Origin of the sequence: Neoluteolibacter marinus (genome assembly GCF_014904755.1) — a bacterium.
Lineage (GTDB): Bacteria > Verrucomicrobiota > Verrucomicrobiia > Verrucomicrobiales > Akkermansiaceae > Haloferula > Haloferula marina.
In genome coordinates, this window is sequence record NZ_JACZFQ010000006.1 from 106,904 (window position 1) to 129,731 (window position 22,828).

Below are 22,828 nucleotides of genomic sequence, written 5' to 3' on the forward strand. Positions count from 1 at the left end.
ACCTACTCCGCGGGGAAAATCCGGGTCAATTGGGGAGCCTTGGCGAGGTCTCGCGGGGTGATCATTTCCCGGTCGAGGGGCAGGTTGCCGCGGCCCTCGATGGCTTCAATCACCGGCTGGTAGGGTTTCCACCCGAGGCTGCCGAGGGTGACGGTGTTGCCGAGGCCTTTGCCGGTGGCGGATTTCCAGCCACGCCAGATCAGCTCGGAGCAATAGATCGCCTGGTCGTCGAAGCGGTAGCGGGGGTCGTAGGGCTTGCCGAGGTCCTTGCGCATCGTGGCGAGGGCGGCGGGGACATACTTCCGCCCGGCTTGGTCGAACCGGTAGGCCCAGATCTTGCCGCCCCGACCGCGGGCGGTGTACTCCTTCAGGCTCGTGACCTTCACCGGGCCGATGGCCTCGATGACCTGCCACTGCCCGTTCTCCTCGAACACCATCGCGCAATGCGAATAGGGCGAGCCGGTCGCGCCTTCGATGGCATCGACCAGATCGAGGCCCGGCGGGTTCGGCAGCGACTGGAAAACAATGTCGCCGGTTTCCGGTTGATAGGTGGTTCCGCCGCCGTAGCACGACACCAATCCGAGCAACATTCCGCAGGTCATCCATCTCCACATGCCTGAATCTGGCAGGCAAATCGGGACGCAGGCAAGTCGGCAGAATGCGCTTCGCGGGATGCGAATTGCATGATTTGTTCGGGATTGAAGGGCGTGTTGGGTGCTTGTGGTCAGTGAGTTGCAGGTATGGATCGGGGTCTGCAAAAGAGATGGCGAATCCAAACTTCCCACTTATGAAATATCTCTGGTTCCCCCTCGCCGCCGCGATGCCGTTGTTGCTTTCCTACTGTGACCAGGCGGAGAGCCGCGGTGACGTCAGCTTTGCCAAGAGCACCTTCGAGTCTTTGGCCCGCGGCGAGGAGGGGGTGCGGGACCGGATCGATTGGACGACCTTGAACTCGCTGGGCCAGAACGTCGGGCTGGCCTATGTGCAGGTCCCCTCCGAGACGGAGAAAGTGAATTTCGAGAAGGCCTTTGTCAGCCAGTTTTCGGCCTCGTTCCGCGAGGCGGGGGGCTCGCCGGACCAGTTCGGGAACTGGCGGGTGTCCCATCATGACGACCTCAAGACCGAGGTCGCCGCCGATTCGGCCGGGGGAACGGTGACCATCACCGTGACCGAGCGCGACGGCAAGGAGCGGGTGTCCGGACTCGGCTTCATCCGCTAGTGCGGTTGGAGTGCCATATGACAGGGGCCGGTTCCTCTCACGGGGGAGCTGGCCCCATCCCGTTTCACGCTCCTTCCAAGGTCGGGGCGATCTGAGCCGCGGCGTCGAGGAAGGACGGAAATCGCGGTTCCCAGCCGGTGGCGCGGAGGCGGGCATTCGAGACGCGCTTGTGGGTCCAGCCGCGCTTGCGGTTGGGGTCGCGCGGGCCGGCGGGCGGTAGTGGCCGGGAGAACATTACTCCGAGCTGGCGATAGCACTCGAGTTGGGCGAGCGGCCGGGAGTCGGAGACGTTGAACAGGCGGACCTGCGCGGCGGGAAGGCCGGCGAGATGAAGGATCGCCGCGGCGGCGTCGTCGCGGTGGATCTGGTTGAGGAAGCGGCGGCCGTCCTCCTCGATCACGGCTTCACCGGCGAGGAACTTTTTCAGGATCACGCTGCGGCCGGGACCGTAGATACCTGAAAGGCGGGTGATCAGGCCGCCATTGGCGAGGACCAGGTCCTCGGTCTGGCGGAGAATCTGGCCGGTTTCGCGATCGGGCTCGGCGGGGCTTTCCTCGGTGACCTCCGAGCCGTCGGTCTGGGCGTAGACGGAAGTGCTGGAGGTGAACAGCAGCGGCATGCCGGGAAAGCGGTCGAGCAGGTGGCGGCAGCCATTGAAATAGACGGCCCGGTAGGCGTCCGGACCGCCGCGGCCGGAGGAGGCGCAGTGGACGATGAAGTCCGGTTTCACCCGCAACGCCGCGACGTCGGCATTCGAGCTCAAGTCACAGGCGAGGCTGCCATCGTCGCCCGAGCGGGAGAGGGCGACGACCTCCCAGCCGGCTGCCAGGAAGTCGCGGGCGACCGCATGTCCCAGGTACCCGTGGCCGCAGAGGAGTAGCGTCGGCATGCCGGGAGAGGTGCGGCCGTCACGCCGTCACGGCGCCGCGGTCGTCGTTGAGTCCGCTTTTCTCGAGGAAGTAGTCGTAGCCGCCGGTGTAGCGGGTCAGCACGCTGGCGGTGTCCGCCTCGTTGCGGGCGATGTGCAGCGTGGTCTCGGCGAGGTTGCGGATGAAGTGCACGTCGTGGGAGATGAACACCAGGGTGCCCTCGTAGCTCTTCAAGGCGTTGACCAGCGAGTCGATCGAGAGGATGTCGAGGTGGGTCGTCGGCTCGTCCATCAGCAGCAGGTTCGGCGGATCGACGAGGAACTTGACCAGGTTGAGGCGGGACTTCTCTCCACCGGAAAGCACGCCGCAGCGCTTTTCCACGTCGGTCCGGCGGAACAGGAAAGTGCCGAGGATGGCGCGGGCGTCCTCCTCGCGGAGGGTCGGGCAGCTCGCCAGCACTTCCTCGAGCACGGTGTTGTCCTCGTTGAGGGTCTCGGAGCGGTGCTGCGAGTAGTAACCCATCTTCGTCAGGTAGCCGACCTCGCGCTCGCCGCCGTTGATCTCAAGCTGGCCGGCGAGGATCTTGAGCAGGGTCGACTTGCCGGCGCCGTTCGGGCCGACCAGGACGATCTTGTCGCCGCGCTCGATGGTCAGGTCGAGGTCCTTGTAGATGACCTTCTCGCCATAGGCCTGGCCGATCTTTTTCAGGTCGACGACCTTCTGGTTCGAGCGGGCCGGCTGCGGGAAGGCGAACTTGAAGGGCTTGCGCGGGGCACGCGGCTTCTCGATCCGGTCCAGCTTCTCGAGGAACTTGATCCGCGACTGTACCTGCGCCGCCTTCGAACCGACCTGGCGGAAACGGTCGATGAATTCCTGGTGGCCTTCGATCTCCTTGTTCTGGTTCCGGTAGGCCTGGACCTTCTGCTCGTAGCGCGCTTCGCGCTGCTCAAGGTAGCTGGTGTAGTTGCCGGTGTAGGAGATGAGCTCCTGGGCGTCGGGGTCGATTTCCACCACGCTCTCGATGATCGCGTCCATGAAGTCGCGGTCGTGGGAAATCATCAGGATCGCGCCGGGATAGTTCATCAGGTAGCGCTGGAACCACAGCAGCGAGAGCAGGTCGAGGTGGTTGGTCGGCTCGTCCAGCATCAGCAGGTCGGGCTCCTGGACCAGCAGGCGGGCGAGGTAGGCACGCATGATCCAGCCGCCGGAGAACTCGCGGGCGGTGCGGTGGAAGTCGGCTTCCTTGTACCCGAGTCCGGCGAGGATTTTCTTCGCCTTGGGCTCCAGCTGGTAGCCGTTGAGCAGGTTGAACTGGTCCTGCGCGTGGGCGTAGTCGGGATGGTCGAGGGTGCCCGCCGCCTCATGCTCGCGCATGGTCCGCAGGTAGCCGACCATTTCCGGGGTGATGCCGATGGCGATCTCCAGCACCGTTTCGTCGCCCGGGTCGCCGGATTCCTGGGCGAGGTAGCCGGTGATCGCGTATTCGTCGCGCTCGATGGTGCCGCCATCCAGGTCTTCCTCCCCCAGGATCATCCGGAAAAGCGTCGACTTGCCGGCGCCGTTCGGGCCGACCAGGGCCATGCGTTCGCCCCAGTTGATCGTCAGTTCCGCGTCGCGGAAAAGCGTGCGGCCGCCGAGGGTCTTGGTGAGCTTGTGAATGGAGAGCACGCCGCGGGTGTAGGGGACCCGGGCGCGTCGGGCAAGCGGCAAGGCGCCGACTTACTCGAAGGCGTCGCTCATCATGTACTCCCGCCAGGCGCTGTTTAGCTCGTCGGGCGACTCGTAGCCGAGCGCCTCGGCGAAGTCCCCGGCGTCGGGCGATTCGTTGTGCTCCGAGATGTCTTCCAGCAGTTTCGCGAATCCGGCGAGCCGCTCGTCGTCGGCGTGGATGAAGTGCATCAGCCCGTAGCCGAAACCGAGGTCGCGCGGTTCGGCGCGGCTGGCCTGGGTTTGGAGCAGCGTCTCGATGTCGGCCTGGGCGCCGTCCTTGAGGAGCTTTTTGGTGATGCCCGACCAGTTCCGGCTGTTGCGGAAACCCTCCACCTCGCGGCCGCCGATCGTCACCTCGGTCTCGATCTTCCCGCAGATGAGGCCTTCGCGATGGAACGAGGCCACCAGCCGGATGATCGAGAACGAGGCCGTGCCATTCTGGACCGGGTCGCCGATCCAGTGGCGCAGGATGTCCTCGGAAAGGAAGTGGATCCGCTTGTGCCACAGGATCCGGTTGTGGTCGGCGCCCTTGGCGTCGAGCCGGAACGCCCGGCCGATGTTGGTGAAGCCGGACTCTTTGGCGAAGTCCTTGTCGAGGTCGAAGGCGACGATGGTGTAGGATTCCAGACTGTAGCTGTAGCGGACGGTCCTGCTTTCCTGGGCATGGTTCCGGTGCCAGTTCGCGAGGGTCTTGGACTCGCCCTTGTCCTCGAGCAGGACGATCGGCATCTTGCGGTCCTTGAAGGCTTCCACCAGGCCGGGATAGTCGCTGGCCATGTCGGTCCACAGCCGCTCTGCCGCTTCCGCATAGGCGGCCAGGATCGCCGGCCTGACCTTGGCCTGGCCGCCGACGATGAAGTGCGGGGACTCGAGCGTGACCGGGTAGACCAGCTTGCCGAGGCGGAGGCCGACGGGGCGCGGCTGCCAGGCGGTTGGGTCGATTTTCGAGGTGTCGAAGCGTTCGCCCTTCAGCGACTTCTTCGCCTTGGCGGCTGCCTTGAGGTAGTCGAGGTCGCCGCTGCTCAGGGTGTCGCGTGCAATCTTCACCCGGCTGCCGTTGTCGCGGCGTACCCAGATTTCGGCTTCGGTTTGTTTGACCAGGGTTCCCTCCAGGGTCCGTCCTTTCACGTCGGTCCAGGTACGGGCTTCCTCGCCGGTGGCGGTGAGGCAAGCGGCGGCGAAAACGGTGAGTGCGGGACGGGCGAGCCTCATGGGGGAGGGATCATGCATGGATGATCGTTAGACACAACAAACCAGTTGTCGCTTTCCGTCCGGCGGCCGCCGGTGCTATGGATGGGATGTGATGCTGTCCCGGCGCCGGTTCCTGTGCTCGATGGTTGCCGCCTGCGGCGGTTGTGCCGGACCGTCCGGCAGCGGCGCATGGAGCGGTTCGCAGCTGGAGCGGGCCGACGCGATCGCCCGCAGCCGCGGCGCGCAGGGGTGGGCGGCATGGTCGGGGGGGCACAAGCTTCACGGCTGGAACACGGGTGCGAGCGGGCCGGCCCTCAGCATCACCAAGTCGCTGGCGGCCCTGGCGGCGACGCGGGCGATGGGGGAGGGCTGGCTTTCCGACGGCGAACGGGTGGCCGCGACGATTCCCGAGTGGAGCGGCGACTCCCGCAAGGCGAGGATCACGGTGTCGATGCTGCTCCAGCAGACGGCCGGCCTGGAGTCCGGCGTGGCAGCCCTCTACCGGAATCCCACGGACAAGGGTCGCAACGCCGTCGCCTTGGCGGTGGTGAACGACCCGGGGAGCTTCTTTCGCTACGGCCCGGCCTGCTGGGAGGTGCTGGCGGAGTTGATGCAACGCAAGCTCGTGGCGAGGGGGGAGACCTTGGAGAAATTCCTGCACCGGGCGGTGATGCGCCCGGTCGGCCTCAGCAGCCCCGACTGGCGGTCGGACCGCAAGGGCCGCTTCTTCCTGTCGACCGGCGCGGAACTCGACGTCGAGGCGCTGGGCCGGCTCGGGCGGACGCTCGCCCGCCTGCTCGCCGGCGAAAGTGTTGCCGGCTTCGATCCGGCGCTGTTCGCCCGCATGACCCGGCCTTCCGCGGTGAACCCGATGTTCGGCGGCGGACTGTGGCGGAATTCAAATGCCCGCAAGGCCGGGTCTCACGCGATCGAAGTCGAGGACGCGCTCGACCCCGCGCCGGCCAGCAGCCTGTGGCAGCGCGCCTGCCTGTCGAAGAACCAGCCTTCCGACCTCGTCGCTCTGATCGGCTCGTCGGGCCGGCGGGTGTTCATCTGGCCGTCGGCGGGGAAAGTCGTCGCCCGCCTCGGCCGCTCGCCGTCGTGGAAGGACGGGCCTTTCCTCGACTCGCTCAGCGTCTGACCGCGATGAGCAGGTTCGACTGGTAGTCGCGGACCTGGTAGCCCGACCCGAACGGCAATGCCGGGCCGCCGCCGATGGTGTCGTAGGCGGCGCGCAGGTCGGCTTGGGTGAACTTCGTGAACAGCTCGATCGGGCGGTCGTAGTCGCCGAACAGCCGGACGTTCCACTTACTGGCGTCGTAGTAGCGGTAGGGGATGCCCGAGTCGTCCTGGACCACGGCGTGGCAGTTTCCGAGCACCCAGTCGCGGATTCCGGAGAACGACGAGTCGTGCATCAGGTAGGAAGCCGCCTTGAAATAGGCGACCCCGCCGCCGAAAGAGCCGACCCAATTGCGGAACGATCCGCTGAATCCGCCGTTCGAAAGGTCACCCGAGACATAGATCGCGCGCTTGGAACCGGAGCCCGGCAGCTTGAAGCGGATGTCGACCCCGGAGCGTCCGCCGGCGCTGATCGACTGGACGCTGTTCACCGTGGCGCCCATCAGTCCGAGCTGGGCCAGCAGCACCGGGGTGACGCCGGGCATCACGCCGCCGGAGAGGTTCGACCTCATTTTTTCGGTGATGAAGTAGCCGTGCTTCACCTCGCTCTCCATCACGTCGTCCAGGCGGCGCAGTGAGGAATAGACGGCGCCGGGGTCGGCCTGCTCCAGGGCCGGCACGCTGCCGGTCGGCTCGAGCCCGAACAGGACGTAGGTCGAGGTGTTGGGGAACAAGGACGCCGCGTGCAGCAGATCCGGCCCGCCGAAGGGATAGAGCAGGACCCGCGGGTTGCCGGTGAGCGGACGGATGTTGGCGTCGGACCAGTCGCGCTGGCGGGCGGTCCGCTTGGCGGCGAAGACCCGCCAGTTGAGCCCCATCTGGCCGGCGTATCCCTGGTAGTTGCCGCTTTGCTGCATTTGTGACAAGGCGGCGCCGTGGCGCACCGGCTGGCCCGCCAGGAACAGCGCGATGTCATCGGGCGCCGCGTTGCCGGAGACGACCTTGAAATCGGCGGGCCCGGGTCCGAGCGTTTGGGTGGTCCCGGCCGGGGGCTTCGATGGACCACAGGCGGCGAGCAGGAGCGAGCAGAGGAGCAATCGTTTCATCGTGAGAAGCGTTGGAGCGGGAACCACAGGCCGGCACAGACGGCGGCGGTCAGCAGACCGATGGTCGCCGGGCCCCAGCCGTGCATGAACATGCGCACGATCACAAATCCAGTGACCGCGACGAAAAGCAAGGCGGGAAGATAGGTGATCCGCGGAATCCGTCCGCCGCGGCCGATCTTGAACAGCCCCGCGACGGTGAGGAAGGTGCACAGGGTCAGGCCGGTCTGGGTGTAGGTCATCAGCGAATCGATCTTGCTCGAACCCACCAGCACCAGGGCGAGGATCGCCTGGAACGCCAGGGCTTTGAGCGGCACCTCCCCCGGCGAGTAAAAGAACCGCAGTGCCGGGAGGTCGCGGGCCATCGCCCCGAGCACCCGCGGCCCGGCCCACAGCAGGGCGCTGACCGACGCGAACAGGCCGGTCGCGAACAAGCCGGAGATCACCTGGCCGGCCTGGTCCCCGAACATGGCCTGCGCCGCGACATGCCCGACCTCTTCCTTGCCCTTCAGCGCCTCGACCGGGGCCGCCTTGAGGAAGGCCATGTTGAGGCCCACGTAGAGCGCCGTCACCAGCAGGGTTCCGCCGACCAGGGCCCGCTTCACCGTGCGCTCCGGCCGGTTCCATTCCTCCAGCCCGTAAACCGCGGCATTCCACCCGCTGTAGGCATAGAAGACATAGAACGCCGCGCCGGCGAACATCGGGCTCAGCACCTGGGGCAGGTCCTCCGCGGCGTCGAAGCTCCAGCGGATGTCCCCTTTGCCGGGTATCACACAGGTCGCGACCAGAAAGACGGTGATCAGCAGCAACTTCAGCGTCGTCGCCACGACCTGAACCCGGCCGCTGGTACTGGCGCTCAAGCCGTGCGCCGCGGCGCCGATCACGATCACCACCGCCGCGGCGGCCGTGGCGTCGATCCATGGCAGCGCCTTGTTGAGGTAAGCGCCCATCGCCAGCGCGGTGATCGCGGTGGGTGCGGCGAAGCCGGCGATCGCCGACAGCAGGCCCGCCATGAAACCGAGCGAGGGATGATAGATGGCGCCGAGGAAATGATACTCCCCGCCGGACTTCGGCAAGTGACGGGCGAGCTCGGCATAGCACAGCGCCCCGCACAGCGCGACCAGCCCGCCGAGCAGCCAGAGGAAAAGGATCGGCGGCGCGGAGTGGAAATCCAGCAGCTGGTAGCCGAGCGAAACGAAGACGCCGGTGCCGATCATGTTCGCCACCACCAGCGCGGAGGCCGCGGGAATCCCGGCTCGATTGCTTTTCGACACCTCTAACGTGTTCGCGCATCGTCCTGCCTCTGGCAATCCGCAAACGGTGACGGCCGATTTTCATGTCGCGGGAAAATGTTCGCATGAACATTTGATTCCGGGTTCCGGATCCCCGAGGGTCCCGGCATGAAGCCGTCCCGGGGCCGCGGCGCGGAGGCCAATCCCGCCAATCGTTTCGAATCCCTGCACGTCGAGACCGACGACGACGCGTGGATCGACGATGACCCGCGTCCGCTTCGCACGAGCTTCCTGCGCGACGACTCCCGCTCGGTCCTCAGCCGCAACGCCGCGGAGGACCTGTCCTTCGACTTTGGCGTGAATCCCTACCGCGGCTGCGAACACGGCTGCTCCTACTGCTACGCCCGGCCCTACCACGAGTTCCTCGGCTTTTCGGCCGGACTCGACTTTGAATCGAAGATCGTGGTGAAGCACGACGCGCCGGAGTTGCTCGAAAAGGAACTGGGCCGCCGCAGCCTCAGCCCGGGGAAGATCGCCATGAGCGGGGTGACCGATTGCTACCAACCGGTCGAGCGGCAGCTCGAAATCACCCGCCGTTGCCTCGAGGTCATGGCCCGCTTCCGGCAACCGGTGTCGGTGATCACGAAGAACGCGCTGGTCGCGCGCGACATCGATCACCTCGCCGAACTGGCGCGGTACCGGGCGGTCTGCGTCTATCTTTCGATCACCACCCTCGACCCGAAGCTGGCGCGGATCCTCGAGCCGCGGGCCTCGTCACCGCGGGCGCGCCTGCAGGCGATGCGGGCGCTGGTGGATGCCGGGGTGCCGGTCGGCCCGAGCGCGGCGCCGTTGATCCCGGCGCTGAACGACCACGAGCTGCCGGAGATCCTGGCCGCGGCGAAGGAGGCGGGTGCCAGCTTCGCGGCCTACTCGATGGTCCGCCTGCCCGGCGCGGTGGCGGGGATTTTCGAAACCTGGCTCGACCGCCACTTCCCGGACCGGAAGGAGAAGGTGCTCGGCCGCATCCGGGCGAGCCGCGGTGGCAAGTTGAACACCAGCACCCCCGGCACGCGGATGCGCGGCACCGGTGAGGCGGCGGCCGCGACGCGGGCCCTTTTCCACGCCACCTGCCGCCGGCTCGGGCTGGCGACGCGGCCGCCCGAACTGAATGGCGACGCTTTCCGCCGGGTAATGCCGGGGCAGGGCGAGTTGTTTTGAGCGTGACGGAGATTCTCCGTCCACCGCACGCAGGGTTGTGTTAGGTTGGACAAAACCCGACCCATGCCCGCGCTTCACGATTCGCTGCGCTCGCTGCTTCCGCCGGACCGCGTGTTCACGGACCCGGCGCGGATGGCGGTCTATGAATCGGACGGCTTGACCGCGATGAAGGCGCTGCCGGGCGCGGTGCTGGTGCCCGAGACGGCCGGGGAGGTGATCGCGATCGTCCGCTGGTGCGTGGAGCACGCAGTGCCGTTCGTGGCGCGCGGCAGCGGCACCTCGCTTTCCGGCGGGTCGCTGCCGGTGGCGGACGGGATCGTGATCGCGCTCAACCGCCTCAATCGCATCCTCGAGGTCGATCCGGTCGATCGCGTCGCGGTGGTCGAACCGGGCGTCATCAACCTCGACGTCAGCCGGGCCGCGGATCGCCACGGCTTGCACTACGCGCCGGATCCCTCGAGCCAGACGATCTGCACCATCGGCGGCAACATCGCCTTCAACTCCGGCGGCGCGCATTGCCTGAAATACGGCATGACCGCAAACCACGTGCTCGGCGTGAAAGCCGTGCTTGCGACCGGCGAAGTGGTGGAGTTCGGCGGCCGCAGCCGCGAGCAGGTCGGTGCGGATTTCACCGGCTTGTTCTGCGGCTCGGAAGGGCTGTTCGGCATCGCGCTCGAGATCACGCTGCGGCTGCTGCCGAAGGCCGAGATCTTCCACACCGTGCTGGCCGGTTACCATTCGCTCGAAGCTGCCGGGAATGCGGTCTCGGCGGTGATCGAGTCCGGCCTGCTTCCCGGAGCCCTCGAAATGATGGACGCGCTGGCGATCGAAGCGGCCGAAGCCGCCGTGGCTTGCGGCTACCCGGAAGGGGCGGAGGCGGTGCTGATCATCGAGCTCGAAGGCCCCGTCGAGAAGGTGGCGGCGGAGCGCGAGCAACTGGCCGCCATCCTCGCGGAAACGAATGCTTTCGAAACGCGCGTCGCCGCCAACGCGGCCGAGCGGATGACCATCTGGAAAGGGCGCAAGTGCGCGTTTTCGGCGGTCGGCCGGCTGAGTCCGGACTTCATCGTCCAGGACGGCGTGGTCCCGCGGGCCCGGCTGGGCGAGGCGCTGCGGCGGATCGGCGAGATGTCGGTGGAGACCTGTTACCGGGTGGCGAATGTTTTCCACGCCGGCGACGGCAATCTGCATCCGCTGATTCTCTATGACGGCCGCGTTCCGGGGGGCTTGGAGGGTGCCGAGGCGCTTGCGGGACGGATCCTGGAAATGTGCGTGGCGATGGGCGGCTCGATCACCGGCGAGCACGGCGTGGGGATGGAAAAACGGGATTATCTGCCGGCGATGTTTTCCGCAGCGGACATCGCGGTGATGAAGCGGCTGCGGCACGCCTTCGATCCGGGCGAACTGGCGAACCCCGGCAAGATGTTCCCCGGGGCCGAGGCGCCGGCACTCACCACCCACGGGCTGCATCCCTTGGAAAAAGCCGGCATCCTTTCCCGCGAATGATGGCACCGGACCAGGCGGCGGAAGTGGCGGATGCGGTGCGGGCATATCCGCGGGTCGCGGCGGTCGGCGGGGGCAGCAAGCGGCGGCTCGTCGGTGCGGGCGAGGAAATCTCCCTGCGGGGGCTCACCGGGATCCTCGAATACCACGCCTCCGAGTTCACCTTCACCGCCCGGGCGGGGACGCCGGTCGCCGAGGTCGCCGCGGCCTTGGCGGAAGAGGGCCAGTATTTGCCCTTCGACCCGCTGTTCGTTGCCGCCGGAGCGACCCTCGGTGGCACTGTGGCGGCGGGCATCTCGGGACCCGGCCGCTTCCGCTTCGGCGGGCTGCGGGATTTCCTGATCGGCGTGCAGTTTGTCGACGGCCGCGGCGAGTTGATCCGCGGTGGCGGCAAGGTGGTGAAGAACGCCGCGGGCTTCGACCTGCCGAAATTCCTGGTCGGCAGCATGGGCCGCTTCGGGATTGTCACCGAAGTTTGCTTCAAGGTCTTTCCCGCTCCCGTCGCATCGCTGACGTTGAAGGTTGCCTGCGCGGATGCCGGGGTTGCGGTCGAACGAATGGTGACGGTCGGTTCGTCGCGCTGGGAAGCGGACGCGATGGAATACCTGCCGCAGGACTCCGCGGTCTGGCTGAGGCTCGGCGGACCCGAGGTGGCCTTGGAAAAGATGGCGCGGGAGATCGCCGCCTGCTGGCCGGGGGAGGTGGAGATCGTCGCCGCCGGCGAGGCGGATCGGTTTTGGGCCGATGCTCGCGAAGTCATTTGGGCGGACGGCGCCCCGCTGGTGAAGGTGCCCCTGACCCTTTCGCGGATCGCTGATCTCGAGGCGCGGCTCCGCGAGCTCGGGCCGATGCCCCGCCGCTACTCGGCCGGTGCGGCGGGATGGTTCGCCTGTCCGGACGAGACCGCCTTGGATGCCATGCTCGCAGCGCAGGGCTCGCGGGGCCTTGCCATTCGTGGCGGCGGGGGATCGTCGCCTTGGCTGGGTTCGTGCCCTTCGCCGGAGGTCGCGCGGGCCGTGAAGTCGGCGCTCGATCCCGACGGACGCTTTCCTTCACCCTGACCTGTCATGCTGCACGACATCGATCCCGCAAAAGCCGCTCCCTTCGGCGAGCCGATCGCGGAAGCGGTGCGCAGTTGCGTGCACTGCGGGTTCTGCCTCGCCGCCTGCCCGACCTACGCCGAGCTCGGCCGCGAACCGGACAGCCCGCGCGGGCGCATCGTGCTGATGAAGGACGTGCTCGAGGGATCGCTCGAACCCGAACAGGCCGCGCCGCACCTCGACGCCTGTCTCGGCTGCCTCGCCTGCGAGCCGGCGTGCCCTTCGGGTGTTCGCTACCGCGACTTGATCAGCCCCTTCCGCGCGCTGATGGACGGGCGGCGGAAACGCTCCACCGGCGAGAAGCTGCGCCGCTGGATGATGTCGGAAACCTTGCCGATCCCGTGGCGCTTCCGGGCGGCGGCGACGATGGCCCGGGCGGCTCTTCCTTTCGCACGCTTGCTGCCGGGCCCGCTACGGCCGATGCTCGAACTTTTGCCTCGCTCGCTTCCCCCGCGCGAGCCGCTGGAGTCATGCTACCCTGCCATCGGCAAGCGCCGTGCGCGGGTCGCCCTGCTCGCCGGCTGCGCCCAGCAGGTGCTGGATCCCGACATCAATCTCGCGACCATCGAGGTGCTCACCCGCAACGGCGTCGAGGTGCTGGTGCCGGACGGCCAGTCGTGCTGTGGCGCGCTCGCCTGGCATGTCGGCGACCGCGGGTCGGCGATGGATTTCGCGACGCGGAATCTTGCGGCCTTTCCCGACGACGTGGATGCCATCATCACCAATGCCGCCGGTTGCGGGTCGGGCCTGCACGAGTATCCGCTGATCCTGAAGGGCAGCGCGGAGGAAGACCGGGCGTCCGGCTTCGCGGCGAAAGTCGTCGACGTCAGCGTCTTCCTCGACCGGCTTGGCGACCTCGCCGCGTTGCCGGAGCCGCAGGAGGAAATGGTGGTCGCCTATCAGGACGCCTGCCATCTCGCCAACGGTCAGGGCGTCCGCGCGGAGCCGCGGCGATTGCTGGCGCGGGTTCCGGGGCTGCGCTTGGTCGAGCTGCGCGACACCCACCTGTGCTGCGGCTCGGCCGGGACCTACAACCTCGACCAACCGACGGTCGCCGCCTCGCTGGGGGCAAAGAAGGCCAAGGCGGTCATCGAAAGCGGCGCCTCCGTGGTGGCCAGCGGCAACATCGGCTGCCTGACCCAGCTCGCGATGCATCTCGGGCGCGCCGGCTCCGGCGTCAAGGTCCGCCACACCGTGCAGGTGCTGCGCGATGCGTGGCGTGCCGGTTGATTCAGGACATCCCTGAACGGGCCTCGGCGATCCGCACGGGGTCGGCGATGTGGCGCTCGTATTCACCGGGAACCTTGGCTCCGCCCATCGGGATCTCCGGTCGGCGGAACGTCATCGGGCTCTCCTGCAAACTGCGTGCCGAAAGATGAATCTGGCCGACGCCGGTGCGGCGGAGGATTTCCCCGACCTGGTCCGGCTTGATCCCGCCGCCGGGGAGGATGTCGATCCGGGCGTCCGCCAGTTTCACCAGGGCGGCGATGGCATCGAGTCCCTCGGGCACCGTCGGCGCGCCGCCGCTGGTGAGGATCCGCTCGAAGCCGAAGCCGGCGATGATTTCCAGCGCCTCGTCCATCTCCTTGCAGACATCAAAGGCCCGGTGGAACACGGCCGGCAGGCCGTTGCAGGTGTCGAGCAAGGTTTCAACCGTGGCGACGTCGATGCTGCCGTCCGGCGTCAGGCAGCCGAAGACCACGGCGTCGGTGCCGAGGTCGCGGGCGAGTTCGATGTCGGCGCACATCGCCGCGACCTCTTCCGGCCGGTAGACGAAGTCGCCGCCGCGGGGGCGGATCATGAAGGCGATCTCGCCGCGGAAAATCGCGCGCGCCTGCGCCAGCATCCCGGCGCTCGGCGTCAAGCCGCCTTCGGTGAGCGAGGCGCAAAGCTCGATGCGATCCGCGCCGGCTTCGGCACAGGCGATGACGGAGTCCAGGGAGTCGACGCAGATTTCAAGGATCATGCGCAGACCCTTGGAGGGAAGCGGCACGCTTGGAAAGGCAAATGACCGGCGGGGCGGTCACTTGCGGAGGATCGCTTCCAGCGAGGCGCGGCGGGCTTCGGACAAGTTCGGTTTGGCGGCGAATTCTTCCAGCGCCTCGCGCTGCGCGGGGCCGGCGTAGCGGTTCAGCAATGCCCAAGCCTGTTGTTGGAGGTAGCCGGACGAGCGGGTGGTGACGATTTTCAACGCGGCGTCGGCCACGATCGGCGTGAGCTCATCCGGCACGCCCTGCAGGAGCCCCCAGGCAGCGCGGCCGCCGTTGTTGTGGCTGTCGCGGTCGGCCAGCACTTCGATCAGTCGCTCCACGGTGGCGGCTCTCTTGTTCTGCTGGGTGCTGAGGGAGAAATACACCGCATCATGCAAGAGTCCGGGCTCGCGGCTCATGGCAATGATTTCCGCTTCCAGTCCGGAAGAGAGCCGGGCACCCCAGAGGCCCGGGAGCAGGGCTTTTACATCTTTCTCCCCGGCTCCGGCGAGAAGATCGAGGATGACATCGCCGGACTCGCCGGTGAAGTCCCCCTTTCCAAAGCGGAAGAGCAGGATCGACGCGGCGTCGCCCACGCCGCCGTCCCGCGCGACCTCGCGGAGCTGCTCAATGTCACCCGGTTGCGCGCCGGTCTGGAAAAGTGCCCACCAAGCCGCCCTGCAAACCTCCGGATCTTCCGCCTCCAGATGGGGCGTGATCAGGGGCCGGAACGAGGACCTTTCGAAATCCAGCTCGGCGAGCGAATTGAAGGCGGACAAGGCGGCTGCCACCCGCGCCGGATCCTTGCTGGCCATGGCGTCGTGGATATTCTCGATCGACTTCTCACGGAGCCGGTCGTCGTCGAGTTGCATGGCACCCTCGACCAGTTCCTGCATCTCGTCGCGCGTCTCCTGGGCCACGGTGACCGCTTGGCGCGGCTTGGCCGGGCGCGGGGAGCGATCCGCGGGAGACGGATTGGCAGGCGTGGGGTGCGGCGGCCGGGCGGCGGCCTTGGTGGCGAGTGGCTCGGCTGCGGCCGGCTCTTGCGAAGGGGTGAGCATCCGGGTGCCGGTCACCCCGGCCGCAAGTCCGGCGGCGAAGCAGGCGATGCCAATGACGAGGCGGCGGTCTTTCATGGTCAGCTAGTCGATCCCACTGTGGTGGAAATAGACCATGCTCTTGCTCCGGTCGATTCCCAAGACGGCGACCGAATCACTCCAGGAGTCGCTCCAATTCTCGGCAATATAGAAGAATTCGATCCCGTCCTGTTCCGGGGTCCACCAATCCGGGACATTCGCGCCTGTCCCTGCCTCGGCGAAGTGGCTGCGGTCGGTGGCGCTGAATTTTCCCAGCAGGCTGTCAATGGTCGTGCCGGATGCCCGGAAGCGGAGCCAAGCGCCTCCCGAATCGCCGACCACGATCTGGCGGGCATTCAGGTCGGTCACATCGGGGGGAGGATCCGAGCCGAATTCCGTGCGGTAGGCCGCGGCCAGGTCTCCGGGGCTGTGGAAATCGGCGGGGCCGAACAGCCAGATGCAGAACCCGGTGAAGAGAACCAATGGCACCAGACACAAGCCGATCCGGAGCAGGGTTGCTCGGAGCTTGCGCTTGCGCACTCCCCACAAGACCCAGAGACAGGCGACCAGGGTCGCGAAAGCGATGCCGAGGAAACCGAAGGCGGCCAGTAGCGTGAAGAGGTTCATAAAAGGGGGCAGCGGGACGCGGACGGATCGAAGATAAGGGGTGCCTGCGATGAAAGTCAAAGTGCCGGAACCGTTGTTGGTGGATGGAGGCACCCGTGAAATCCCGGATCGCGCGGGAGGCGGGGATGCGCTTGGATGGAGCGAATGGACGTGCGGAGGCTGGAGCTGGAATTGCGCGACGGGACGGCGGTGGTGGCTCGGGCGCTCACCCCGGCAGACCGGGAGCTGGTGGCGGAGGGTTACCGGCAGCTGTCGCCGGAGGCCCGATACCAGCGGTTCTGGGTGCGCGACGGCGACGTCATCGGGGACGCGATGCTCGATCGCCTGCTCACGGGTGACCCGCCGGAGCACGCGGTGTGGACGGTGTTCGATCCGGCACGGGAGGGCTTCAAGGCCATGGGAGCGGCGAGCTTCTGGCGCTCGGCGAAAGATCCCGCCGAAGCGGAGTTTTCGGTGACGGTGCTGGATGGCGACCAGCGGCGCGGCGTGGCGACCTTGTTGCTGGCGATCCTTTGGCTGATTGCCTACCGCCACGGGATGGTCCGGCTGGTCGGTTACACCATGCCGGAAAACACCCGGGCCCTGCGCTGGATGCGCGACACCGGGGCGACCGGCGAGTGGGATGGCTACAATGCGGTCTACCGTTGGGACCTCGCGGATCTAGACTCGCTGCCGGCGACCCCGGCCGGGGCCGAGCTGGCGGGGCGGCTGGCGGAGTTGTCGGGCGTGATCTTGTAGCTGGACGCCTCAGCCGGCGTGCTTGGCCACGGCCTTCTCGCCAAAGAGGACGCTGGGCTTTGGCATCGGCTGGCGGCGCAGCCCGAACTGGCGGACGGCGTGGCGGTTGAGGTGAGCCATGGCTTCGTCGAGATCGTCGGTGAAGAAGATCAGGTCGGGATCGCCGGGGCTGATGGTGCCGGCTTCGGCCATGTGATAGACGAGGTCCATGAGCGGCTGCCAGTAGTCCTTGCCCATGAGGATGATGGGGAAGTTGCGGATTTTTCCGCACTGGATGAGGGTCATGGTCTCGAACATCTCGTCCAAGGTGCCGGCGCCGCCGGGGAGGACGATGAAGGCGTAGGAGTATTTGATCAGGACCGTCTTGCGCGTGAAGAAGTAGCGCATGGTGACGGAGCGGTCGACGTACGGGTTGAGGTGCTGCTCGAAAGGCAGCTCGATGTTGACGCCGATGGAGCGGCCGCCGGCCTCGTGGGCGCCGCGGTTGGCCGCTTCCATGATACCGGGACCGCCGCCGGTGACGACGGTGAAGCCAAGCTCGGCGACGGCGGCGCCGACCTTGCGCGCCATTTCGTAATAGGTGGTGCCAGGCTTGGTGCGGGCGGAGCCGAAGACGGTGACGGCGGGGCCGACGAAGTGCAGGGTGCGGAAGGCGTGGATGAGGTCGAGCCCGACGCGGAAGACGGTGCCGAGGTCGTGGACGCGGGAGCGGGGACCGGCAAGAAAGCCGCGGTCAGGGTTCTCCAGCTCGAAGCGCTCTTCCTCCTGGATGGCCTCGGCGCTGATGCCGTGTTCGGGGGTGGTGCGCGGGCAATCGGGGCAGTCGGGCGGCGTCATGAGGGGATTCTCTAACACGGCATTCGGGGGGTGGCCATGGGGAATCGGACCCGCGATCTCCGCCGGGTTGCCGGGCTTGCCGGGTCCGGGATGTGGTGGCAGGGTGCGCCCGCGCCGATGCTACCGCCGAAAAGAAATGACGAAATGGGTTCCGACAGTGGCCACGGGGGCTTCGAGGTGAATGTCATCGGCGGGGGCGGGCGCGTCTCCGGCGATGCGGGAGGAGGGATCGAGATCGGGCTGCGGATCGGCAGCGGCGATGGTGAACGCGAGCCGGAGGCTGCGATGGCTGAAGATCCGGTGCACCGCCTGGAAACCGGAGCACCTTTGCAGGCGAAGCCGATGAGCGAGGTGGGCCCGGCGGTGCCCCGCAAGTCACGCCGCAAGAACAAGGGCGTCGGGTTGAAGCAATGGACCCTGTGGATGTCGCTGGGCACCTGTGCGTTGGCAATTTCCGCGGTGATGGCCCTGATGGCGGCCAGCAAGAGCAAGTCCCCGGTGGAAATTGCCGGCGAACCGTATCTCGAAAAGCAGGCAGAGCCGCTGGACCCCAACCAGCAGTACTTTTTGGATCATGTGGGGGAAATGGTCCAACAAGCGGAGGCCTTGCTGAAGGACTATGCGGGGGCGGCCTCGGCCGAGGCGGTACTGCCTTTGGTCCGCGACGCGGAGCGGGTGAAAGAGCGCTTGGCCGGCTTTTGGAAGCCGTGGGGTTGCTCCCCCCTGTTTGCCCGTGGGGAGAAAATCGAGAACAAGGTCGTGGAGTCCGGAGGACGGTCGGCCGTGGTATTGACGGGACTGCGGGGGGACTTCGAGCCGTTCGAGATGTTTTTTGTGAGGGAAGATGGCGAGCTCAAGATCGACTGGCTCGCGAGCTACGGGATCGGCGAGGTCCAGATTGCCGATCTGGAGGCCGGGGGCGAGGTTTCCGGCGGATTGGTCAGGGGGGTGGTGCGTCCGGGGAATACCTACACGCCGGCATTCCCCGAGGCGGAGTATCGCGCCTATTCGCTTCTCGACGCCGGGCTGGGACACCTGGTCTGGGCCTTCGTGCGACGCGGATCGCCTCAAGCGGAGTGGCTTGAGGGCGAGTTCAATGAAAGCTCGATCCTTCTGGAGAAGAAGTCCGAAGTCCGCGCAACCCTGAGATTGTCGGGACCTGCGGAGGGAGGAGAGAAGTTGTTCGTGATCACGGAGATGCTTCACAAAGGTTGGGTCAGCCCCTAGCAAAAGGCCGTGAGCGATTCATCCGGCGCCTGGTATCACTGCACCCACTGCGGTTCGCTGTTCAAAGCGGGCGCATCGCCACAAGAGCGTGGTGTTTGTCCCGAATGTTCCGCAGATCCGGCCGGTGACGTGGCTCCCGAGGCGCCGGCGATGGTGCGGGTCCGTCGCAAGGTGAGGAAGCCGAAGTCGGGGGGATCGCGGTCCGGAAAATCGACCCGCAGCCGGCAGGGGAAGCGCAAGGCCCGCGCCTTGATGGTGTTCGTGATCGTTTGGGTGTTCCTGCTGGGGCTGGCCGCGATCGTCCTGAAACGGATGTGGCCCGACGACACGGCGCCGTCGGTGGTGGAAAACGAGCGCGATTTCAGCGACCAGGCGATGGCTGATCAGCGGCTGATCCAGGATCAGCTTGAAGCTTGCAGGATCCGTCTCCGAGAGTTCATGGCGGCGTCGGATCTGGGGGGGCAGTCCGACTACATCCTTCACCCTGAGCTGACCTTGTCGCGGATGGTGCGCTACCAGCAGTTCAATCCGGTCTTTGCGGAAACGGCGGAGATTGCTCCGGACTACTACAAGGTGATCCACACACCGGCGGGACGGGCGATCGAGACGCTGTGGAAGCGGGAGGACGGGCAGCTGATCGAGGCGGTGTTCTTCGAGGAGGATGGTGAATGGAAGATCGACTGGGATGAATTCGTGCGGGCCGGAACGGAACCCTGGGCCCTGTTCCTTGCAGGAACCGGCGAAGGAGAGGGGGAGTTCCGGGTCCTCGCGCGCGAACGGATCGGTGCCAACGGCCGGAGCCAGGAATACATCGGGTTGGTCCTCTACTCGCAGCGTCCGGGCCACCCGGATGTGGCGGTATCCGGTTCGCCGGAGATTCGGGTGAAGCGGAACACGGAGATGGGGCGGATCATCGAAGAGACTTTCGCGGCCAGGAAGAACGGGCAGGGGCCGTTCGAGAGCGAGCTGGTGACCCGCGACCCCGATGAAATGATCCGCCTGCGGGTCAAGGTGAGCCGCAAGGGCGACGACGAACGGGAATTCGAGATCGTCGAGCTTTTGGCGAACCACTGGATGGAGCTCGCCGAACCGACGGAATAGCTCCGCTACGGTGCGGCAAGTCCCCGGCGCATGGCACTCGCGGGATCACTCCCCGGAAACCACAGGCGGAACGCATGAACTCCTTGGTGGAGGAGCATGGTGGCGCCGTTCGCGATTTCCGCTCCGGCAGCTGCGGCGTCGGAAAGTAGCGCGGTCCGGGGCGGCTGGTAGATGGTGTCGAAGACCCGTTGCCCCGGGGCGAAGGACTCTCGCGGCAATGGCGAAGGGTCGGATGCTTTCAATCCGACGGAGCTGGCATTCACCACCAGCTGGCAGGTCCGCGCGACCCCGGGGAGCCGGGGGGCATCTAGGGCGAGGGATTCCACGGCGAGCTGCGGATGATGACCGCGGATGTTGCCGGCGAGCGACTCGATCTTGTCGAGGCTGCGGTTGGCGAGCACCAGCCGGCTGACCCCGGCCCGGGCGCAATGGGCGGCCAGGGCTCCTCCGGCACCGCCTCCCGCGCCGACGATCAGGACGTCGAGCCCGGCAAGGGGGATTGAGAACGCTTCGGATACGGCCGCCTCGAAGCCCGGTCCATCGGTGTTGAAGCCATGGATGCCGTCCCTGGCGAAGCAAACCGTGTTGACCGCACCCATTTCGACCGCACCGGGATCGACGGAGGTGCACGCCGCCATGGCCTCGAATTTGTGCGGGACCGTCACGTTGCAGCCGATGAATCCCAGCGCCTGCATCCGGGCGAAGGCTTCCGCCACCTGGCCGGGTTCGACCTCGACCTTGATGTAGCGGCCGTCAATGCCCGCTTCGTCGAGTGCCGGTTGATGCATCCGCGGCGAGGCGGAGTGGGTGACCGGGCAGCCGATCACCGCCAGGCGGGCCGGTTTTGCGTGACCGGCGTCGAGCAGGTCACGGGAAAGGAGGTCGTCGATGAAGTGGAGGTCGCCGCTCATGAGAGAAGGGCGACCACCTTGGCCGGCCTCACCGGGGCGTCAACCCGCGCGGTCCGAAATCAGAAGGATGTCCGGAACGCGAACTGGTACGTCAGCGTCTTCAAGTCGCTCCGTCGGGTCGTGAGATCGTTGTAGGCGACCCCGGCCATGACCTTGAGGCGGTTGCCACAGAGGTGATAGTTGAGCCCGCCGTAGAGATAGTGGAGTTCGTTGCCACGGCCGTTGTCGACATCGACCATCGGATTGTCGTGGTAGGCGCGGACATAGCGGCTGGGAATCTGGATCCCCTGCGACTCCGGGGAACTCCAGTAGTTGTACTGAACCACCGCCTGCAGCTTGTCCTTCACAATCCAGTACCAGGGCATGACGACAAAGGCATGGAAGTCACCCTGGCGCCGCGGGATGATGGCGCTCACACCGCCGCCATTGTCCCCGTAGACGGCTTCCGTGATCAGGCCCCACCGCTTCCTTTCGTAAATGGTGGAAAGCGAAGCCGCCCAGCTGTAGCCGAGCGCGTCGTCCATGCCGGCCTTGCGGTCGTTCTGGGCGTAGTCGGCGACGAACTTCAGGCGATCGGTGGCATCCCAGCTCAGGCTGGCGTAGTAGAAGGACCCGTCATTCCAGCCGCCGATGAAGTCCGCGTCGTCTTCCGCGCTGAACCAGCCGAGCACCAGTTCCCAGTCTCCCTTCTCGAGTTCCAAGGTGACGCCGGTCGGCCGGCTGGCGTCGCCGCCGAGTTTTTCCGAGATCGCCGAACGCTCGATGGTGTAGATCTCACGAGAGGACATGTGCGATTCCTCGGTGACCTTGAGCTTCATCCGCCCCACCTTGAGCTTAATGTTGTCGAAAGGACCTCCGCCGAAGGCTTTCTCGATGTCAAACTCGACCGAGGCCTCATCGAAGCGGTCGTAGCCCCACTCGAGCTGGCGAAGCGTCTGCTGGCGGAAACGGTCGTCCGAGACCAGGTTGACGTTGAACTCCGCGGTGAAGAAATTCAGGAACTCGGTTTTGGTTTCGAGTCTGAGCCGCCGGATCTCATCGTAGTTGTCGTTGAAATCCAGCCCGTTGACGTCGGTTCCCTCCAAATAGGCCGTTTGATACTGGAACCTGCCGCCGACCTGGAACTCCTGGATCCAAGCGTTGTCCTTGTTGTCGTACAGCAGCCCGGGATCGTCTTCGAGCCACTCGCACCAGTCGCCGTTGTTCTTTTCCTTCTCGGCCTTCGGTGGGGAAATCACCGCGTCCTTGTCACCGCCGGCATGGAGGGTGACGGGTGCGATGGCGGCTAACAGGCAAGCGACAGCGAAACGCGACTGGGTTTTCATGGAGGTCGAATCGACGGGACGGATCGGAAATCTCAAACGTCGAGCTCGTTGCCGGTCGGGGTCAGAATGACCCGGTTGTTTCCGCAGACGTGATGGAGGGCCTCGAGCAGTTTCGGGGTGCTGGCACCGATCTTGAGCTGCAGCCCGTAGCGCAGCTCGGTCATCATGCCCGCTTGGGCGGAGGAAATGCTGACCAGGTTGACGCGGTCGGTGAATTCCTCGAACAGCGGCTTGAGCAGCTCCTCGAAGTCCATGTCGCTGGTCATCCGCAGCGTCATCATGTGGGAGGCGCGGCGGGGTGCGAAGGCGTCCGTTTTGGAAAGCACATAGATCGCCGCGCCGACGATGAGGGTGATGATCACCGCCATCGGATAGGCTCTGGCACCCACCACCATGCCGATTGCCATGGCGAAGAAGACAAAGGCGAGGTCACGGGATTGGCCCAAGGTCCTGCGGAAACGGATGACCGAGAAAGCGGCGAACATGCCGAAGGCGATCGCCCCGTTGCCTGCCACCACCATGATCAGGATGGTGGTAACCACCCCGATGATGATCAAAGTTTGCACATAGTCCTGGGAGTAGCGCGTCCCGCGATAGGTCCGGCGATAAATGGTGGCGATGAGTAGGTTGAGGGCCAGGCTGACTCCCATGGCGACGGCAACTTCGAGCGGGGTGGGTGGGGTCGTCGGGAGAGCGCCGCCAATGTTGAACAAATCTTCGATTGTCATGTGGGTACGAGAATACGTGGAGTA

At 66.2% G+C, this 22,828-nt stretch carries 22 protein-coding genes; 9 read left to right on the forward strand and 13 right to left on the reverse strand.

The window, feature by feature from the left end:
- Positions 1-2: 2 nt before the first annotated feature.
- On the reverse strand, positions 3-590 hold the full coding sequence (locus IG178_RS01660; protein WP_193210755.1) for a YiiX/YebB-like N1pC/P60 family cysteine hydrolase: 588 nt from the start codon (positions 588-590) through the stop codon (positions 3-5).
- Between the two features lie 197 nt (positions 591-787).
- On the opposite strand from IG178_RS01660, the gene IG178_RS01665 reads away from it, so the two are divergent.
- A complete protein-coding gene (locus IG178_RS01665; RefSeq protein WP_193210756.1) occupies positions 788-1,219 on the forward strand; it encodes a hypothetical protein in 432 nt (143 codons plus the stop codon).
- Positions 1,220-1,283: 64 nt separating this feature from the next.
- Here IG178_RS01665 and IG178_RS01670 read toward each other — a convergent pair whose 3' ends face one another.
- From IG178_RS01670 to IG178_RS01680, 3 genes are read right to left on the reverse strand one after another with little or no spacing between them, the layout of a single operon-like run.
- Complete coding sequence (locus tag IG178_RS01670; protein ID WP_193210757.1) at positions 1,284-2,108, reverse strand: NAD-dependent epimerase/dehydratase family protein; 825 nt, start codon at positions 2,106-2,108, stop codon at positions 1,284-1,286.
- 19 nt (positions 2,109-2,127) lie between these two features.
- Positions 2,128-3,798, reverse strand: coding sequence for a ribosomal protection-like ABC-F family protein (gene abc-f / locus IG178_RS01675; RefSeq protein WP_226894622.1), 1,671 nt, complete (start codon positions 3,796-3,798; stop codon positions 2,128-2,130).
- 9 nt (positions 3,799-3,807) lie between these two features.
- A complete protein-coding gene (locus tag IG178_RS01680; protein WP_193210758.1) occupies positions 3,808-5,010 on the reverse strand; it encodes a hypothetical protein in 1,203 nt (400 codons plus the stop codon).
- 91 nt (positions 5,011-5,101) lie between these two features.
- On the opposite strand from IG178_RS01680, the gene IG178_RS01685 reads away from it, so the two are divergent.
- The gene (locus IG178_RS01685) at positions 5,102-6,130 is read left to right on the forward strand and encodes a serine hydrolase domain-containing protein (protein ID WP_193210759.1); all 1,029 of its coding nucleotides are present in this window, start codon (positions 5,102-5,104) and stop codon (positions 6,128-6,130) included.
- On the opposite strand, the gene IG178_RS01690 is transcribed toward IG178_RS01685, so the two are convergent.
- Both IG178_RS01690 and IG178_RS01695 read right to left on the reverse strand, forming a co-directional pair.
- A complete protein-coding gene (locus tag IG178_RS01690) occupies positions 6,120-7,214 on the reverse strand; it encodes a hypothetical protein (protein ID WP_193210760.1) in 1,095 nt (364 codons plus the stop codon). The two genes, IG178_RS01685 and IG178_RS01690, sit on opposite strands and share 11 nt — an antisense overlap.
- On the reverse strand, positions 7,211-8,485 hold the full coding sequence (locus IG178_RS01695; protein ID WP_193210761.1) for an amino acid permease: 1,275 nt from the start codon (positions 8,483-8,485) through the stop codon (positions 7,211-7,213). Before IG178_RS01695 ends, IG178_RS01690 begins: the two co-directional genes overlap by 4 nt.
- 126 nt (positions 8,486-8,611) lie before the next feature.
- Here IG178_RS01695 and IG178_RS01700 point away from each other — a divergent pair, with 126 nt between their 5' ends.
- From IG178_RS01700 to IG178_RS01715, 4 genes are all read left to right on the forward strand, one after another.
- Positions 8,612-9,661 (forward strand): PA0069 family radical SAM protein, encoded by a 1,050-nt coding sequence (locus IG178_RS01700; protein WP_193210762.1) that lies wholly within the window; start codon positions 8,612-8,614, stop codon positions 9,659-9,661.
- A 63-nt stretch (positions 9,662-9,724) separates the two neighbouring features.
- The gene (locus IG178_RS01705; protein WP_193210763.1) at positions 9,725-11,167 is read left to right on the forward strand and encodes an FAD-binding oxidoreductase; all 1,443 of its coding nucleotides are present in this window, start codon (positions 9,725-9,727) and stop codon (positions 11,165-11,167) included.
- On the forward strand, positions 11,167-12,225 hold the full coding sequence (locus IG178_RS01710; protein ID WP_226894624.1) for an FAD-binding protein: 1,059 nt from the start codon (positions 11,167-11,169) through the stop codon (positions 12,223-12,225). The genes IG178_RS01705 and IG178_RS01710 overlap by 1 nt, the downstream gene beginning before the upstream one ends.
- 6 nt (positions 12,226-12,231) lie before the next feature.
- Positions 12,232-13,494, forward strand: coding sequence for a (Fe-S)-binding protein (locus IG178_RS01715; protein ID WP_193210765.1), 1,263 nt, complete (start codon positions 12,232-12,234; stop codon positions 13,492-13,494).
- Position 13,495: 1 nt separating this feature from the next.
- Here the strand turns inward: IG178_RS01715 and IG178_RS01720 are convergent, their stop codons facing one another.
- From IG178_RS01720 to IG178_RS01730, 3 genes are read right to left on the reverse strand one after another with little or no spacing between them, the layout of a single operon-like run.
- Positions 13,496-14,230 carry a copper homeostasis protein CutC gene (locus IG178_RS01720; RefSeq protein ID WP_193210766.1) on the reverse strand — a complete coding sequence of 245 codons (735 nt, stop codon included), beginning with the start codon at positions 14,228-14,230 and terminating at the stop codon, positions 13,496-13,498.
- A 57-nt stretch (positions 14,231-14,287) separates the two neighbouring features.
- The gene (locus tag IG178_RS01725; RefSeq protein WP_193210767.1) at positions 14,288-15,370 is read right to left on the reverse strand and encodes a hypothetical protein; all 1,083 of its coding nucleotides are present in this window, start codon (positions 15,368-15,370) and stop codon (positions 14,288-14,290) included.
- Positions 15,371-15,376: 6 nt separating this feature from the next.
- Complete coding sequence (locus IG178_RS01730; protein WP_193210768.1) at positions 15,377-15,937, reverse strand: hypothetical protein; 561 nt, start codon at positions 15,935-15,937, stop codon at positions 15,377-15,379.
- 135 nt (positions 15,938-16,072) lie between these two features.
- On the opposite strand from IG178_RS01730, the gene IG178_RS01735 reads away from it, so the two are divergent.
- A complete protein-coding gene (locus IG178_RS01735; protein WP_193210769.1) occupies positions 16,073-16,675 on the forward strand; it encodes a GNAT family N-acetyltransferase in 603 nt (200 codons plus the stop codon).
- A gap of 9 nt (positions 16,676-16,684) precedes the next feature.
- On the opposite strand, the gene IG178_RS01740 is transcribed toward IG178_RS01735, so the two are convergent.
- Complete coding sequence (locus IG178_RS01740) at positions 16,685-17,512, reverse strand: LOG family protein (protein ID WP_193210770.1); 828 nt, start codon at positions 17,510-17,512, stop codon at positions 16,685-16,687.
- Positions 17,513-17,656: 144 nt separating this feature from the next.
- Between IG178_RS01740 and IG178_RS01745 the strand changes: the two genes are divergently transcribed.
- Positions 17,657-18,739: a hypothetical protein gene (locus IG178_RS01745; protein ID WP_193210771.1), complete on the forward strand. Its 1,083-nt coding sequence runs from the start codon at positions 17,657-17,659 to the stop codon at positions 18,737-18,739.
- Positions 18,740-18,748: 9 nt separating this feature from the next.
- Positions 18,749-19,840, forward strand: a complete 1,092-nt coding sequence (locus IG178_RS01750) for a hypothetical protein (RefSeq protein WP_193210772.1) — start codon at positions 18,749-18,751, stop codon at positions 19,838-19,840.
- A 5-nt stretch (positions 19,841-19,845) separates the two neighbouring features.
- On the opposite strand, the gene IG178_RS01755 is transcribed toward IG178_RS01750, so the two are convergent.
- From IG178_RS01755 to IG178_RS01765, 3 genes are read right to left on the reverse strand one after another with little or no spacing between them, the layout of a single operon-like run.
- Positions 19,846-20,751 carry a shikimate dehydrogenase family protein gene (locus IG178_RS01755; protein WP_193210773.1) on the reverse strand — a complete coding sequence of 302 codons (906 nt, stop codon included), beginning with the start codon at positions 20,749-20,751 and terminating at the stop codon, positions 19,846-19,848.
- A gap of 59 nt (positions 20,752-20,810) precedes the next feature.
- Positions 20,811-22,076, reverse strand: coding sequence for a porin (locus IG178_RS01760; RefSeq protein ID WP_193210774.1), 1,266 nt, complete (start codon positions 22,074-22,076; stop codon positions 20,811-20,813).
- A 32-nt stretch (positions 22,077-22,108) separates the two neighbouring features.
- Entirely contained in the window at positions 22,109-22,804 is a 696-nt protein-coding gene (locus IG178_RS01765; protein ID WP_193210775.1) for a DUF4956 domain-containing protein, read from the reverse strand.
- Between the last annotated feature and the right edge of the window lie 24 nt (positions 22,805-22,828).